This window comes from Microbacterium proteolyticum (assembly GCF_030818075.1).
Taxonomy (GTDB): domain Bacteria; phylum Actinomycetota; class Actinomycetes; order Actinomycetales; family Microbacteriaceae; genus Microbacterium; species Microbacterium proteolyticum_A.
The window spans coordinates 1277807-1293131 of sequence record NZ_JAUSZZ010000001.1 but is presented as its reverse complement, the minus strand read 5'-3'; the positions used below and the strand labels follow the sequence as shown (position 1 = coordinate 1293131).

The 15325-nt window shown below is 71.5% G+C and carries 13 protein-coding genes and 1 pseudogene; 1 reads left to right on the top strand and 13 read right to left on the bottom strand.

Annotated features, from left to right (window positions below):
- Window positions 1–15: 15 nt before the first annotated feature.
- The 11 genes and pseudogenes from QE392_RS05960 to QE392_RS05915 form a co-directional block, all read right to left on the bottom strand.
- Window positions 16–783 carry a Type 1 glutamine amidotransferase-like domain-containing protein gene (locus tag QE392_RS05960; RefSeq protein WP_307449419.1) on the bottom strand — a complete coding sequence of 256 codons (768 nt, stop codon included), beginning with the start codon at window positions 781–783 and terminating at the stop codon, window positions 16–18.
- 66 nt (window positions 784–849) lie between these two features.
- The gene (locus QE392_RS05955) at window positions 850–1533 is read right to left on the bottom strand and encodes a TetR/AcrR family transcriptional regulator (protein WP_307449417.1); all 684 of its coding nucleotides are present in this window, start codon (window positions 1531–1533) and stop codon (window positions 850–852) included.
- A gap of 121 nt (window positions 1534–1654) precedes the next feature.
- Window positions 1655–3133 carry a GH39 family glycosyl hydrolase gene (locus QE392_RS05950; RefSeq protein ID WP_307449414.1) on the bottom strand — a complete coding sequence of 493 codons (1479 nt, stop codon included), beginning with the start codon at window positions 3131–3133 and terminating at the stop codon, window positions 1655–1657.
- Between the two features lie 38 nt (window positions 3134–3171).
- A complete protein-coding gene (locus tag QE392_RS05945; protein WP_307449411.1) occupies window positions 3172–3540 on the bottom strand; it encodes an FAD-dependent monooxygenase in 369 nt (122 codons plus the stop codon).
- A 64-nt stretch (window positions 3541–3604) separates the two neighbouring features.
- Window positions 3605–4336, bottom strand: a pseudogene (locus QE392_RS17515) (FAD-dependent monooxygenase); the annotation flags it as partial.
- Window positions 4337–4817: 481 nt separating this feature from the next.
- Window positions 4818–6014, bottom strand: coding sequence for a thiolase family protein (locus QE392_RS05940; protein ID WP_307449408.1), 1197 nt, complete (start codon window positions 6012–6014; stop codon window positions 4818–4820).
- Window positions 6014–7477 carry a citrate/2-methylcitrate synthase gene (locus QE392_RS05935; protein ID WP_307449405.1) on the bottom strand — a complete coding sequence of 488 codons (1464 nt, stop codon included), beginning with the start codon at window positions 7475–7477 and terminating at the stop codon, window positions 6014–6016. Before QE392_RS05935 ends, QE392_RS05940 begins: the two co-directional genes overlap by 1 nt.
- A 113-nt stretch (window positions 7478–7590) precedes the next feature.
- The gene (prpB, locus tag QE392_RS05930; protein ID WP_307449402.1) at window positions 7591–8490 is read right to left on the bottom strand and encodes a methylisocitrate lyase; all 900 of its coding nucleotides are present in this window, start codon (window positions 8488–8490) and stop codon (window positions 7591–7593) included.
- A gap of 67 nt (window positions 8491–8557) precedes the next feature.
- On the bottom strand, window positions 8558–10084 hold the full coding sequence (locus QE392_RS05925) for an MmgE/PrpD family protein (RefSeq protein ID WP_307449400.1): 1527 nt from the start codon (window positions 10082–10084) through the stop codon (window positions 8558–8560).
- The gene (locus tag QE392_RS05920) at window positions 10081–10710 is read right to left on the bottom strand and encodes a GntR family transcriptional regulator (RefSeq protein WP_307449397.1); all 630 of its coding nucleotides are present in this window, start codon (window positions 10708–10710) and stop codon (window positions 10081–10083) included. Before QE392_RS05920 ends, QE392_RS05925 begins: the two co-directional genes overlap by 4 nt.
- Window positions 10711–11055: 345 nt before the next feature.
- Entirely contained in the window at window positions 11056–11646 is a 591-nt protein-coding gene (locus QE392_RS05915) for a TetR/AcrR family transcriptional regulator (RefSeq protein WP_307449394.1), read from the bottom strand.
- Between the two features lie 228 nt (window positions 11647–11874).
- Here QE392_RS05915 and QE392_RS05910 point away from each other — a divergent pair, with 228 nt between their 5' ends.
- Window positions 11875–12846: a zinc-binding dehydrogenase gene (locus QE392_RS05910; RefSeq protein WP_307449392.1), complete on the top strand. Its 972-nt coding sequence runs from the start codon at window positions 11875–11877 to the stop codon at window positions 12844–12846.
- Between the two features lie 241 nt (window positions 12847–13087).
- Here QE392_RS05910 and QE392_RS05905 read toward each other — a convergent pair whose 3' ends face one another.
- Together QE392_RS05905 and QE392_RS05900 are read right to left on the bottom strand one after the other, a co-directional pair.
- Window positions 13088–13564 (bottom strand): NUDIX domain-containing protein, encoded by a 477-nt coding sequence (locus tag QE392_RS05905; protein ID WP_307449389.1) that lies wholly within the window; start codon window positions 13562–13564, stop codon window positions 13088–13090.
- The gene (locus tag QE392_RS05900; protein ID WP_307449386.1) at window positions 13564–15243 is read right to left on the bottom strand and encodes a DUF4407 domain-containing protein; all 1680 of its coding nucleotides are present in this window, start codon (window positions 15241–15243) and stop codon (window positions 13564–13566) included. The genes QE392_RS05905 and QE392_RS05900 overlap by 1 nt, the downstream gene beginning before the upstream one ends.
- Between the last annotated feature and the right edge of the window lie 82 nt (window positions 15244–15325).

The window sequence follows — 15325 nt, the reverse complement described above, 5'->3', positions numbered from 1 at the left end:
GCGGGACGGCGATCCTCAGGCCGAGCGGAGCGTGACCTGGACTCCGGATGCCGAGGCGGCGGCGTGCCAGACATGACCGGCGCCCGCGACGGTCGCGCCAGCCGCGCCGGTCACAGCGGTCGCACCGGGCGCACCGGGCGCACCGGGCGCACCGGGCGCACCGACGATCAGCGCCGTGTGCTCGTCGATGGCGACCCCCTCGGCCACCAGCCCCGCCGCGACCGCGGCGACGAGGCGCGAGAGCGTCCCCCACTGCGCCGCGTGCACGTCGACGGCGAACGGCACGAGACCCAGGCCGTCGCGCACCGCGACCTCGTCGAGCTCCTCGCCCGCGTCCTCCGCCGCGACCTCAACGCCGCCCACCCGATACCCGCCGACGATCGCCGGGCCCGCCGCGATCGCCGCACCTGCCGAGAAGCCGGCATACGGCATCCCTCCCGCCACGCGCACGCGCACGGCATCCCGGATGCCGGAGAACGCCGTCTCGTAGGCCGGGGTCAGCCCCCCGCCGACGAAGACGGCGTCGGCGTCGAGCGCGGCCTCCGCGAACGCCGCGCCCTCCTCCACCACCTCGACGCGCACCTCGTCGACGGACGCGCCGGCCGCCTCGACGACGCTGCGGAAACGCCCGACGGATGCGTCGTCGTCGGCCTCGAGCACCAGCAGGACCGCGATCACCGGCGGGCGACCGCCCGCGACCTCGCGGGCCTCACGGACGAACGGGCGGAGGAGAGCGCCGCAGCGGGCGACGTCGCGTCCGCCGCCGAGAAGGTGGATGCTCATGCGCTCAGTATCGCCGCTGGCGCGGCGAGCCCGTTCGGTGAACCGTCGCGCGGCGATCCGGAGCGGCTAGCCCTTCGCGCGCGCCCGGGATGGGGTGCGCTCCGGGGCGCACAGCACGAGATGCACCGTGTCGGCCAGGCGCTCCACCAGCTCGCCCCCGTCGTAGGCACTGTCGAGGCCCGCCGTCGCCGCCACGCCCAGCCCGAGATGGCGCACGGTGAGACTGTAGAAGATCTCGAACGCCCAGTCGGCACGCGCCGCGGTGAGCGGAACGCGGTGCTCGGCCGCCGCGGCGAGGAGCGCCCGCACGAAGACCGCCTGCCCCGCATGACCGGAGCGGCGACCCCGGTCGAGAATGACGACATCCTCGACACCCAGCACGAAGAACGGCGACAGCACTTCGCGGTTCTCGCGCAGGATCTCGGCATAGGCGCCGACGATCGCGGCGGTCGCCGCGTCGAAGGTCGGGTGACCCGCGGCGGCGCCGCCGACACGGAGCTCGGTCTCGGCATCCAGGCGGTCGAACTCCTCGCTCTGCACGGCGCGGAGCAACTCCGCCTTGCTCGAGACCCGGCCGTAGATGGAGCCGATGGACAGGCCGGCCGTGGCACTGACCTCCGCGAGCGAGAACTGGCCCGTGCCGCGTTCCTGCAGAAGCTGCAGGACGGCGGAGCGCACCTTGGCGAACGAGTCACGACTGCGCTGCTGCTTGGGTTCCGCCACGCCGTTGACGGTCGCCCGTGTGGCCATCGTCCCGCCCCTTCCGCGTCGACCTGATCGAAAAGCCTAGCCGCGGCCCCGCCCCGCGACGGCGACCTGGATGGTCGCCGGATCCGGCTCTGTCACACCACGAACAAGCCGCCCGCCGCCGTCAGCGGGCCTCGACCTCGAGGAGGAACACCGACTGAGGCTCCAGGGCGAGGTCGATCTCCACGACGCCCTCGTCCGACACCCCGACCGCGTGGGGACCGTCGACGGTTCCGTTCGTCGACCTCCGCGTGAGGAACACCTCGCGCTCACGCCAGGGCAGATCGTGAATGCGAACGGTGACCGAGGACACCCTCGCCGAGGCGAGCTCCGCGCGCTGTGGCGGCAGGCTCAGGCCCAGCTCGATGCGCTGCGCGCCGATCGGGATGCGGAAGGTGAAGCGATCCTCCTCCCGTTCGACCAGCGCGGTATCGGGCGCGACGTAGTTCGCCACGAGCACGCGCACGACGTCACCGTCGCGGCCGGCGGCGCAGGCCAGCCCCGACTCGTCCCCGCCCGTGACGGCGAGACGACGCCCCGTGAGCGCGCGTCCGGCCAGCGCGAGGGCGCGGGACCGCTCGTCGGGACCGCCGTCGACCGTGCCGACCCCCGCCGGGTCGACGAAGCCGTAATGCGGGTCGCGCCCCGTGTCGGCGCGGAAGAAGAAGGCATGGTCGATGACGGTGTCCTGCAGGTAGATCGCCGTCGCGGCCTGGAAGGCGCCCTTCTCCGCCGCGGGAGCGGAGCTGCTCGGGACGGCGAGGTAGTTCCAGTACGACAGCGTCAGGTCGGTCTCGCCGAAACCCCGGCCGTCGAGGAGCGCGCGCAGCTCCCGGGAGACGGAGCGGTAGTCGAGGGGGTCGCGGCTGCCGTCGGTGAACCAGAGGAACGAGAAGAAGTGCAGCGGCAGGTCGTCCGCACGCACGTAGTCGAGGAAGCCCTCGCGGTACGGCGCCTCGGCTTCGAGCGGGAACGCGATGGCGGGGCCTCCGACCGTCAGCGTCGGATCGACGCGGTGCGCCGCCTCGCAGAACGCCCGGTACATGGCGTAGAACTCCTCGGGGCGACCGCCGAAGTGCAGCGGGCCGAAGTCGGGCTGATCGCCGAACTCGTAGATGCGGATGGGCTTCGCGGGCCCGTTCGCCCACCCCCGCGAGTAGTGGCGCACGATGTTCTCGACGACGCGGCCGTACCGATTGACGTCCTGCGCCGGCAGTTTGTTGGAGGGGATGGAGCTCGCGACGGTGAACATGACCTCGGCGCCGGCGTCGTGGACCGCCTGCACCCACTCATCGGTGGCGGCGAAGTTGTAACTCGCGGCGTCGTCGATGTCGGCATCCCAGTGGGGGAACAGGCTCGTCGGGTTGTCGCGCGTGTCGAGTCGCGAGAGCCAATCGAAGGAGCGCACGACCGTCACCCCCGCTTCGCGCCACAGCGGCGTCATGTCGGGGAACTCCGGGTGTTCGGTGACCGGACCGGGGATGCCGCCCACACCGTTCAGAGGACGGAACGCGCTCTCGACGCCCGCGTCGATCACGAGGGTTCGGGCGGCGGAGTCCGTGGCGGCCGTGACGGCGGCGGACGACTCGTCGATGTGCGACACGTGCATCTCCTCAGGGGTGGAAGGGCGGGCCGGGAGGCTCAGTAGGGCATGCGGAGAAGGCGGTTCGCGTACTCGTTCGCGATCGGCTCGTCTCGGCGGAGGGAGTCGATGCGTGCGCGGTACGTCTCGTCGGTGACCGAGTCGAACTCCTCGAGCATCGATTCGATCGAGCGGTCGTGCACAGCGCGCACGCGCGGCAGGCGCCGCTTCATGAAATCGAGCTGGGCGTCGAGGAGCGATTCGTTCTTCGCGAGTTCCTGGGCGAGGACGACGCCGTCCTCGATACTCATCGCGGCTCCCGACCCCAGGTACGGGGTCATGGTGTGTGCGGCGTCGCCCATGATCGTCACGCGGCCGCGGAACCAGGGGTAGGGCACCCACACCGTCGAGTAGGGCGTGTAGGCCACGTTCTCCGCGTGGCGGACGTCTTCGAGCGCATCGGACAGGAACGTCGACCCACGCGTGAGGGCGACGGCCCCGATCGTGCATGATCTCGGCCATCCTGCTCGCGTCGTAGCGGGGGCGGCCCTCCTCGGCGACCGTGAGCACCATGTACATCGTGTCTTCCGACAGGGGTGTGAGCATGATCTTGCCGCCGTAGCCCTGACAGATGATGGGCTGCATGATCCTGCGGCGGTTGGGGAGCCCCGCGCGCCAGGCCACCCCACCGACCGGGCGGGGAGCGTACTTCTCACCGAAGTATTCGCGGCGGATCTGCGAGTTGAGGCCGTCGAAACCGAGCACCAGGTCATAGTCGACCTGGTCGCCGCCGCTGAAGGTAACGGTGGCCTTGTCGTCATCCTGCGCGATGCCGGCGACGGTCGTGCTCATGCGGAACGTGCAGCCGTTGTCGAGGGCGTGCTGGGCGGCCAGTTCGAGGAATGCCATGCGCGACATCGTCACGCAGCCCGGAAGCCCCTCGTCCTGCGAGCCGTAGCTCATCGTGCTGAGCAGGTTGCCGTCGGCGTCGTAGTTGTCAATCCCCGGCGCGGGGTGCCCCAGCTCGAGGCACTTCTCCAGCAGGCCCACCTCGCGCACCGCCCGCAGGCCGTTGATGCGCAGACCGAAGCCGACGCCGGCGACGCTGATCTCGGGCTTGTCGTCGATGACGTCGACGTGCGCGCCGATGCGAGCCAGGGCGGAGGCGGTCGTGAGACCGCCGATCCCGGCACCGACGACGAGGATCCTCTGCGCTGCGGTCATGGCGTGCTCCCCTCTGAGCAGCGGCCGGCTCCACAAGGGTGGCGCCGGAAAAGCAGAATACGAACTACTGTTCTGTTTTCAAGCTACAGGCGCGGTCGGGCCGCCGCAAGACCGCGAGCGCATGACTCTCGACCGCGCCGGCGGCGGACGCGCGCACCGCCGGTCGCCCTCGCACGCAACGCTTGGCGCCCTGACGGATGGGTGCCCGGCGCCGGTCGTCCGCCCGCGCAACGCTCGGCGCCCCTGACGGATGGGTGCCCGGCGCCGGTCGTCCTCCCGCCCAACGCTCGGCGCCCCTGACGGACGGGCGCCCGGCGCCGGTCGTCGGGCGCAACGTTCGGCGCCCCATCGCCGACGGGCGACGGCGCCGGTCGGTCTCGCGCGAGCGCCCGGCGCCCACGCCGACGGGCGGCGGGGAGCCGGTCATCCTTCTGTGCGCAGCGCCCGGCGCCCCATCACGACGAGTCGCTGCGCCGCCCGCTCAGACGCGCCGCAGCAGCGCGGCCAGAGCCTGCCCGCCGCCGATGCACATCGTCACCACCGCGTATTCGAGGTCGCGACGCTGCAGGTCGAGTGCAGCGCGCACGGTGAGGATCGCTCCGGTCGCACCGACCGGGTGTCCGAGGGCGATCGCCCCGCCGTAGGGGTTCACCTTCTCGGGGTCGAGACCCGCATCGCGGATCACCGCGACCGCCTGGGCGGCGAACGCCTCGTTCAGCTCGATCACGTCGATGTCGGCCGGCGTGAGCCCGGTCTGCTCCCACAGACGCTGCAGCGCGATGACCGGGGCGTACCCCATGATCTCCGGGTCGACGCCCGCGGTGGCGACGGCCTCGAGCGTCGCAAGTCCCGACAATCCGCGCTCGCGCACATCGTCTTCGCGCAGCAGCACGGTCGCGGCCGCGCCGTCGTTGATGCCCGAGGAGTTGCCGGCCGTCACCGACCCCTCCTTCTCGAACGCGGGGCGCAATCCCGCCAGCGCCTCGAGGGTCGTGCCGGGGCGCGGGTGCTCATCGATCGAGACCTCGATCGGCCGCTTTCCGCCGGTCGTCACCGGCACGATCTCTTCCGCGAAGGCCGCGCGGGCGGCATCCGTCGACGCCCGCCGCTGACTCTCCACCGCGAAGGCATCCTGTTCCTCGCGCGAGACGGAGTACCGGGATGCCACGACCTCGGCCGTCGTGCCCATGTGCCGGCCGCTGAAGGGGTCGGTGAGGATCGCGAGCGTGCCGTCGAGCAGGGTGCGGTCGCCGAGCCTCCGGCGGCTGAGCTCGTCGAAGCCGCCGCGGGCGCCGTAATCGAGGAAGGGCGTGCGCGACATGCTCTCGTCGCCGCCCGCGACGGCGACGTCGATGCCGCCCCAGCGGAGCTCCTGCGCCGCCGACCAGATCGCCTGCAGGCCCGAGCCGCACAGGCGGTTGACCGTGAAGGCGGGGACACGCGTCGGCAGGCCCGCGGCGAGCGCGACGCGGCGGGCGTTGTACGCGTCGGGGCCGTTCTGGGCGATGCAGCCCATGACGACCTCGTCGACGTCGTCCTGCGAGACGCCGGCGCGCGCCAGCGCCGCCTCGACCGCCACCGCGCCGAGCTCGTACGCGTCGACGCCCGACAGCGATCCGCCGAAAGACCCGATCGGCGTGCGGGCGCCCGAGACGATGACGATCCGCGGTTCGGCCATCAGCTCGCCGCCTCCTCGGGTCGGTCCAGGGCTTCGCGCTCGGTGGCATCCGGAACGTATCCCTCGACATGCCGCTCGTCGTGCCCGACGTACTCCGACAGCGGGCGGATGAGCGCGTTCGCGGCCTGCTGCTCGCGGATGTGCGCCGTCCAGCCGGTCACGCGGGCGGCGACGAAGAGCGGCGTGAAGGTGAGGGTATCGAAGCCCATCAGCGCGTAGGCCGGACCGGACGGGTAGTCGAGGTTGGGGTAGATGCCCTTGCGCGAGACGAACTCGCTCTCGAGTGCGTCGTACAGTGCGGCGACGCCGGGGCGGTCGTAGTGCGCGACGAGCGTGTCGAGGGCGGCCTTCATCGTGGGCACGCGCGAGTCGCCGCGTTTGTACACACGGTGGCCGAAGCCCATGATCTTGCGCTTGTCGGCGAGGGCGGCGTCGAGCCACGGCACGACGTTGTCGGCGGTGCCGACCTCGTCGAACACGTGCAGCACGGCCTCGTTCGCGCCGCCGTGCAGTGGCCCCTTGAGCGCGCCGATGGCGCCGACGACCGCGGAGTACAGGTCGCTGAGGGTCGACGCGATCACGCGCGCGGTGAAGGTCGAGGCGTTGAACGAGTGCTCCGCGTAGAGGATCATCGATCGGTTGAAGGCGTCGACGACGACCGGGTCGGGAGCGCCCGCCGAGGACCCTGAGCCCAGGCCCGAGGACCCTGAGCCTGTCGAAGGGTCCGGCACCGATCCCGTTCCGGCGGCTTCGACAGGCTCAGCCACCTCCAACGCGCCCGAGGGCCCTGAGCCCGTCGAAGGGTCCGGCCCCGATCCCGTTCCGCCGGCTTCGACAGGCTCAGCCACCTCCATGGCGCCCGAGGACCCTGAGCTTGTCGAAGGGTCCGGCACCGATCCCGTTCCGGCGGCTTCGACAGGCTCAGCCACCTGGGCCCGCGCGCAGATCTCCTCGCCGAACGTCATCCAGAGGAAGTTCGCCGCGTAGTCGAGGTCGTCGCGGGGAGCGATGAGCTCCTGGCCGCGGCGGCGGCGCTGGCCGTACGCGACCACGGCGGGCAGCTGCGCCCACAGGCGGATGCTGCGCTCGAGGTTCTGCTCGGGGGTGCCGACGGCATCCATCACGTTCGAGATCCCCGCGGTCTCGCGCGCGCCGATGACGCTCACGGCGGTGCGCACCTCGTCCATGGGGTGCGCGGACGTCGGCAGCAGGTCGATCGCGGCGCGGACGTCGTCGGGCAGCGCCCGGTGCTCGCGCTCGACGCTTCGCAGGGCGGCGAGCTGCTCGGCATCCGGAAGCTCGCCGTTCCACAGCAGATACGCCACCGCCTCGAAGGGCTGCGTGGCGGCGAGCTCCTGCACGGGGTAGCCGCGGTAAAGCAGGCTGTTGGTCTCGGGGTTCACCTTGCTGATCGCGGTCTCATCGACCGTCACGCCCGCGAGGCCCTTCTTGATGTCGGTCATCGTCTCTCCCTTGAGTCGTGTGCGCTGGTGCCCTGGTGTTGACTTGCGCCGAATGTCCGCGAAGGTCCTCTCCACGCGAGCATTCGGCGCAACTCATCGGTGGTGGAGCGGCCTCAGCGTTCCACGGTGAAGTCGAACACGTCGGCGTCGAAGCGGGTGTAGCCCTCGTAGTCGACGAGGTCGTAAAGGTCGGCGCGGTGCTGCATGTCGCCGAGCTGGTCGCGCAGGTGGCCCTCGGATGCCAGGGCGTCCAGGCCGCGGCCGGCCGCGCCCATCGCCAGCCGCAGCAGCGACACCGGCCAGATCACCAGGTTCACGCCCGCGTCGCGCAGCTGCGCGGTGGAGAACAGCTCACTCTTGCCGAACTCGGTCATGTTCGCCAGGATCGGCACGTCGAGCGCCTCGCGCATCGCCTCGAACTCGCCGAGGTCGCGCATCGCCTCGGGGAAGATCGCGTCGGCACCGGCGTCGACCAGGGCCTTCGCGCGGTCGATCGCGGCATCCAGTCCCTCCACCGCCCGCACGTCCGTGCGGGCCATGACGAGGAAGTTCGGATCGCGCCGGCCATCCACGGCCGCGCGGATGCGCTTGACGGCGGTGTCGGCATCCACCACGGTCTTGCCGTCGAGATGGCCGCAGCGCTTCGGATTGACCTGGTCCTCGATGTGCGCTCCGGCGAGGCCCGCGTCTTCGAGGGTCTGGATCGTGCGGGCGACGTTCATCGGCTCGCCGAACCCGGTGTCGGCGTCGATGATCGCCGGCAGCTCCGTCATGCGGGCGATCTGCTGGCCGCGCCCGGCGACCTCGGTGAGGGTCGTGAGGCCGATGTCGGGCAGGCCCAGGTCGGCGGCGATCACCGCGCCCGAGATGTAGACGCCGTCGAACCCCTTCCGCTCGATGAGCCGGGCCGACAACGGGTTGAACGCTCCCGGCATCTGCACGAGCTCCCCGGATGCCAGCTTCTCGCGCAGCGTGCGGCGCTTGTCGGCCGCGGGGGTCTGGGCGTACAGCATCAGCGAGCTCCCTCGCGCAGGGACAGCTCGCGGACCGGCAGGGTCGGCGCGCACCCGCCGCCGCGCATCAGAACAGCCCCTTCGGCGCCGGCGCCAGCGCCAGCACGCCGGGCTTCGCGACGATCGTCAGCTGCATGACCTCGGCGGGCGTCAGCTCGGGCAGGCGCTGCACGAGCTCGAGGAAGCGCTCGATCTCCTCGGGCAGCAGCACGGGTTCGGCGAGCGTACGGAACTTGCGGATGTAGTCCTCCCGCGCGAACGGCCGGGCGCCGAGCGGGTGGGCGTCGGCGACGGCGATCTCGTCCTCCACCGTCGATCCGTCGGCGAGGGTGATCACGACGCGGCCGCCGAACGCCTTCTCGTTCGGGTCCTCGGAGTGGTAGCGGCGCGTCCATTCGGCATCCTCCGCCGTGGTGACCTTGTGCCACAAGGCGACGGTGTCGTCGCGACCCGCGCGCTCCGGGGCGTACGAGTCGACGTGGTGCCAGGCGCCGTCCTGCAGCGCGACGGCGAAGATGTACGGGATCGAGTGGTCGAGCGTCTCGCGCGAGGCGGTGGGGTCGTACTTCTGCGGGTCGTTGGCGCCCGAGCCGATCACGTAGTGCGTGTGGTGGCTCGTGTGCAGGACGATGGATGCCACGTTCGCCGGGTCGCGCAGGTCGGGGCGCTCCGTGCCGAGGCGACGGGCGAGGTCGATCCACGCCTGCGCCTGATACTCGGCCGAGTGCTCCTTCGTGTACGAATCGAGGATGCCGCGCTTGCTCTCGCCGTCGCCGGGCAGCGGCACGTCGTACGAGGCGTCGCGGCCGTCGAGCAGCCAGGCGATCACGCCGTCCTCACCCTCGTAGATCGGCGAGGGGCTGGTCTCGCCGCGCATCGCGCGGTCGACGGCCTCGATCGCCATCTTGCCCGCGAAGGCGGGGGCGTGCGCCTTCCACGTGGAGATCTCGCCCTTGCGCGATTGGCGCGTGGCGGTGGTGGTGTGAAGGGCCTGACCGATGGCCTGGTAGATCGTCTCCTGGTCGAGATCGAGCAGGGTGCCGATACCGGCGGCCGCGGCGGGGCCGAGGTGGGCGACGTGGTCGATCTTGTGCTTGTGCAGGCTGATCGCCCGCACGAGGTCGATCTGGATCTCGTACGCCGTGGCAAGTGCCCGCACCAGCGCGGCGCCGTCACGGCCGGTGTGCTGGGCGACGGCGAGCACGGGCGGGATGTTGTCTCCCGGGTGCGAGTAATCGGCGGCGAGGAAGGTGTCGTGGTAGTCGAGCTCGCGCACGGCGACACCGTTGGCCCACGCGGCCCACTCGGGGCTCGTGCGCCGCTCGAGGAGGCATCCGAAGACCGTCGCACCCGAGCCGCCGATCGACACGGGGTGGTCGAGGGCCTGCTGACGTGCGGCACTCACGGGCTGGCGCGTGAGCGAGGCTGCGGCGACGGCGGCGTTGTCGATGAGGCGGTTGACGATCATGTCGACCACGTCGTCGTCGACGCCCACCGGGTCGACCGCGACGCGGGCGAGGGCCCAGGCGAGCTGCCCCTCGCGGGCGAGGTTCTCGTCGCTGCGGTGCACGCGCACGTGGTGGGTGATCGTCATGAGGGGTCCTCCGTCAGGGCTTCGAGGATGGTGGTCAGGGCGTTGTGCAGGTGCACATGGGTGGCGTGCGCGGCGAGTTCGGGGTCGCCGGCACCGATCGCTCGCGCGATCAATCCATGCTCCCCGGCCGAGGCCGACAGGCGAAGGGGGTTGAAGCGGGCCATGCGGCGCACGCGCACGAGATGCGTGCGGACGCTGCGCAGGGCAGCGGAGAGATACGGGTTGTCGACGGCGGCGTCGACCGCCGCGTCGAAGCGCGCGATGAGGGCGTAGTACGCGTCGGTGTCGGCGGTGTCGACATCGGCCAACTCCACGGCGAGCGCGCGGAAGACGCGACGGTCGCCGCGGTGCGCGGCGAGCCGGGCGGCCTCGGTCTCGAGCGCCCGACGCAGCTCGAACAGCGCACGGATGTCGTCGGCGTCGATCCCGGCCACGACGGTCACGCGAGGCGAGGCCTGGGCGACGAGGCCATCGGATGCCAGACGACGAAGCGCCTCGCGCAGAGGCGTGCGGCTCACCCCGAGGCGCGTCGATTGCTCGACCTCGCCGAGAACGGCGCCGGGGGGCAGTGCGCCGGACTGGATCTCGTCGAGAAGCGTCGCATACGCGCGGTCACTCGCTCGCATGAGACACCCTCGACGTCATGACTCCAGTGTATGCATTGTCGCGGTGGCCTGGGGAGGTCGAGTGTTCCCGACGGGCTCTTCGTATACACAAGCACGCCTCCGCTCGTGCTCCGGGCCGGCGCTCCGCGCGTACTCCGCCCGAGCTCCGCCCGCGCTCCGCGTTGCCCGCGCGCGCTCCGTCCATGCTCCGCCTGCGCTCCGCGCGCGTGAGGGGTCAAAATTTGTCGCTGCCGGGGTCTCCTCGGCGACAAAAAGTGACCCCTCACGCGGCCGAGGCGCGGCAGAGCGCAGCGGCCGGGACGCGCAGCGGGCGGAACGCACAGCGCGCGGAGCGCGGAGCGCAGCTCAGGCGGGGGCGGGACCCCAGGAGTGCAGGGTCGTCGGGATGGATGCCAACGTCGCCAGCGCCGCATCGCGGTCGGCGCGGGCGAGGGTGAGGCCGGCCACCACGAGCGAGGCGCAGACCGCGGCGAGAGCGTCCACGGCATCCGGGGTCAGATCGGGACGTCGATCGGCGACGGCCGCGCGGATCGCGGCCCGCATCTCGGCGGCGTACCCCGAGACCAGCGCGCGCACCTCGGCGTCGTCGCTCGCCAGCGACGAGGAGCCCGCGTTCAGCAGTAGGCAGCCGAGCCGGGCGCGGGGGGTGTCGGCGGCGATCGCGTCGCGCATCTCGGCGACGTATGCCTCGAGGGCGCCGGGATCTCCGCTGCCGAGGGGACGCAGACGCGAGCGGACCACGTCGTCAAGATAGGCCGCGAGCACCGCATCGAACAGGCCGCGCTTGCTGCCGAAGGCGTTGTAGATGCTCGAGCGGGTCAGGCCCGTCACCTCCTCGAGCTCGGCGATGCCGGCCTCGGCGTATCCGCGGCGCCAGAACACATCGCGTGCGGCGTCGACGACGACGGAGCGTTCGAAGCTCGGCGTCCTGCCCATGTTCTCTCTCCGTTCTCGAGGTGGCTGAGCCTGTCGAAGCCACCGGGCCCCGGGAGTCCCGTGAGTTCCGGACCCTTCGACAAGCTCAGGGCCCTCCCGCCACGCTACCGACGGGGCTGCGGAACGGAGGTGATCGAGCCCGCCGAAGCCACCGGACCGCGCTGTTGCGTTGCCGACCACGAGGTCTATATTAGACCGGTCGTTACAAAATAACCACAGGAGGAATCCATGCGCGCAGTCATCCACCACCAGTTCGGCGAACCCGCCGACGTCCTCGGCGTCGAAGAGGTCGAGACCCCGACCCCCGGCCCCGGCGAGGTGCGCCTGCGCGTCATCCTCTCGCCCATTCACAACCACGATCTGTGGACCATCCGCGGCACCTACGGTTTCAAGCCCGAGCTCCCGGCCCGAGCCGGCACCGAGGCCGTCGGAATCGTGGATGCCGTCGGCGACGGCGTCTCGCTCGAGATCGGCCAGCGCGTGGCCACCGGCGGCACGTTCGGCGTGTGGGCCGAGTACGTCATCGCGCCCGCCGCGGGCCTCATCCCCGTCTCCGACGCGCTGTCCGACGAGGTCGCCGCGCAGCTCGTCGCCATGCCGTTCAGCGCCATCAGCCTGTTGCACTCGCTCGACCTAGAAGCCGGCGACTGGATCGTGCAGAACACCGCCAACGGTGCGGTCGGCCGCATGGTCGCGCAGATCGCGAAGGCCCGCGGCATCCACGTCATCGGCCTCGTGCGCCGCCAGAGCGCCGTCGCCGAACTCGCAGAGCAGGGCATCGACAACGTCGTGTCGACCGACGCCGACGACTGGCGCGAGAAGGCCCTCGCCCTTGCCGACGGCGCGAGGGTCGTCGCGGGCGTCGACTCCGTCGGCGGGCCCGCCGCGGGCCAGGTGCTCTCGCTGCTCAGCGAGACCGGCACCCTCGTGATCTTCGGCTCGATGGGCGCGGGCAAACTCGAGCTCGGCGCCGGCGACCTCATCTTCCGCCAGGCCACCGTGAAGGGTTTCTGGGGCAGCGTCGTCAGCAAGACGATGGATGCCGACACCCGCGGCGCCCTGTTCGGAGAGCTCTCGCGTTACCTCGTCGACGGCACCGTGACGCTGCCCGTTGCGGCGACCTTCGGTCTCGACGACATCGTCGACGCGGTCACGGCGAGTGACTCGCCCCGCGTCGGCAAGGTGCTGCTGCGCCCCTGAGCGGGGCGGGGTCGGGCGCGGGCTGACGCGCACACCGGCACACAGCCCGCCCCCACGCTGGCGCGGCGCCGCGCCCGTACCGGCTCGCGCCGCCCGACCCCACGCTCGTGCGCCACCCCCGGAAGCACGGGGCACCACCCCCGAGCCACCCCCAGTTCTCCTGCGTTGCGCACGCGCCCGGCGGCCCGCGCCGAGCGGCACCGGGCCCGCACCGGCACGTACCGAGCCGTGGGAGGGCCGATCAGCCGGGGAGAGCCTCCAGCGCCGCGGCCAGCGCATCGATCGCGGGACGCTGCCCCTTCACGAGTGCGTCGCGGGCGGCATCCAGGTCCATCCACTCGGCGCGGTCGACCTCGGGGAATGACGCCGTGCGGCCAGAACGCGGCGGCCACTCCATCTCGAACTCCCCGAACACGAAGCCGGATGCCGTGAACCCGGCGCCGTCGCCCGTGAACACGACCACCTTCTTGCCGCTGGAGTACGCGAAGGTGCCGAGCTCGGCCCATTCGACGTCGGGCGGCTCGACGCCGAGTTCCTCGCGGAACTCGCGCCGCGCGGCATCCAGGGCACCCTCGCTGTCGGGGTCGTACTCGCCCTTCGGGATCGACCACGCTCCGGCGTCCTTCTTCGCCCAGAACGGCCCGCCCATGTGCGCAACGAGCACCTGCGGCGCCGGCGTCAGCCGGTACAGCAGGAGTCCCGCGCTCCACACGACCATCAGGTCACCGCGGCGGGGACCTTGTTCGCCTCGTCGGCGATGATGTCGGCGCGCTTACGGTAGGTGCGGGCCGTGACCCGGTCGAGGGCGATCTGCCCGCGCATCTTCTCGGCCTTCTCGTACAGCGACGGTCCACCGAATCCGGTCAGCACCTTCACGAGCACGGGCAGCAGCTCGATCATGAAGAACAGCGCGGCGATCAGGTAGTGCGCCCAGCGCAGCACCGGCTCGCGGTCGGACAACCGCTCGAGTGCCGTGATCTGGCTGAGCAGGCCCACGGCTCCCGCGTTGCCGTCGGCGACGGACTCCGCGCGCGCGTTGTATGCCGCGAGTGCCGACTCGTACTGCGCGCGCGCTGCGGGAAGTTGATCCTGCGCCTGCTGCTTGTTGGCGTCGGCAGTGGATGCCGCCGCAGCCGCGCCCGCGGTGTTCGCGGCCGCGAGGGTCGACTGCGCCTGCTGCAGCTGCGTCGACAGCGAGTCGTACGCCGACTGCGCCTGCTGCAGCTGCGCCTGCGCGGCGTCGGAGCTCGCGCCGCTGCCGGCCAGACCGGTGCAGCCCGGGACGGTTCCCGCGCCCTGACCCGTGAGCTCGCACTGGTACACCGCCCGCGCCTGGTCGATCACGGTCTGCTGCGCGGCGAGCTGCTGCGTGAGCTGATCCACGGTCTGCTGCGCGGCGGCGGACTCCGCCGACGTCGACGACGTTCCGGTCACGATGCCGGTCGCCGCCTGGTTCTCGAGCGCCGAGACCTGCGCGGTCGCTGCGTCGAGCGCCTGCTTCTCGGGGCCGTTGGTGACGGCATCCTGATCGCTCAGCGCCTGGGTGACGTTGGTGGAGTTGACCTCGCGCACGATGTCGTTCTGGAAGATCTGCAGCACGAGCGGCTCGGCCACCACGACGCCGATCAGCGCGGCCATAATCACGCGCGGCAGGGCGAGGCCGAGCAGCCGGAAGAGGTTCTTGGTCGAGCGCATCGTCGAGGTGAGGAAGCGGTCGAGGTTGAAGATGATGAGCCCCCACACGAGGGCGAGGGGGATGGCGAGCAGGATGCTGACGCGCACACCCGTGAGCAGCGCGAACATCATCGACAACGCCGAGACGAGCGCCGTACCCGCCAGCACGAGGAACATCTGCACGAAGCGCGGCACCTCTTCGGGCACCTCGTCGAGCACGTCGTTGTCGGCGCCGCCGAGCACGGCCATGCGACGGACGAGCGACAGGCTCGGGCGACGGGGGTCGTGGCGGCGGAGCCGCGTCGGGCGGGGCTCGGATGCCACGGGGGCGGGCGTTGCGGGCGGAGCCTTCTCGGGGTCGACGTCGCTCACGACCTCGGGGACCGGGGCCTCGGTTTCGCGGTCGAGCACGGCGGTCTCGTCGCGGTCGAGCACCGCGGTCTCATCGCGGTCGAGCATCGCGGTCTCGTCGCGGTCGAGCACGGCGGTCGCGTCGCGGTCGGACGGGAGGGGGTCGTCGTCGAGGAACGGGTCGCGCGGCGCGTCGCCGGAAGAGGGGGCGCCCCAGGGCTCGGCGGTGTGATCGTGAGCGGCGGTCTCGGGCTTCGCCGCGTTCTGCGCGGCGAGGATGTCGTCGAGATACTGCTCGCGTTCCTCGTCCGTCGTGAACTCGATACGACCGTCGGAGCCGAAACGGCCGGGCCGGTGAGCGGAAAAGGACATTCGCACAGGGTACGACGCGCTCCCTTCCGGACCCTGTGCGGCGCCTGAGGCCCGGCACCGCGCGGCCGCCGCTCTGGCGGGC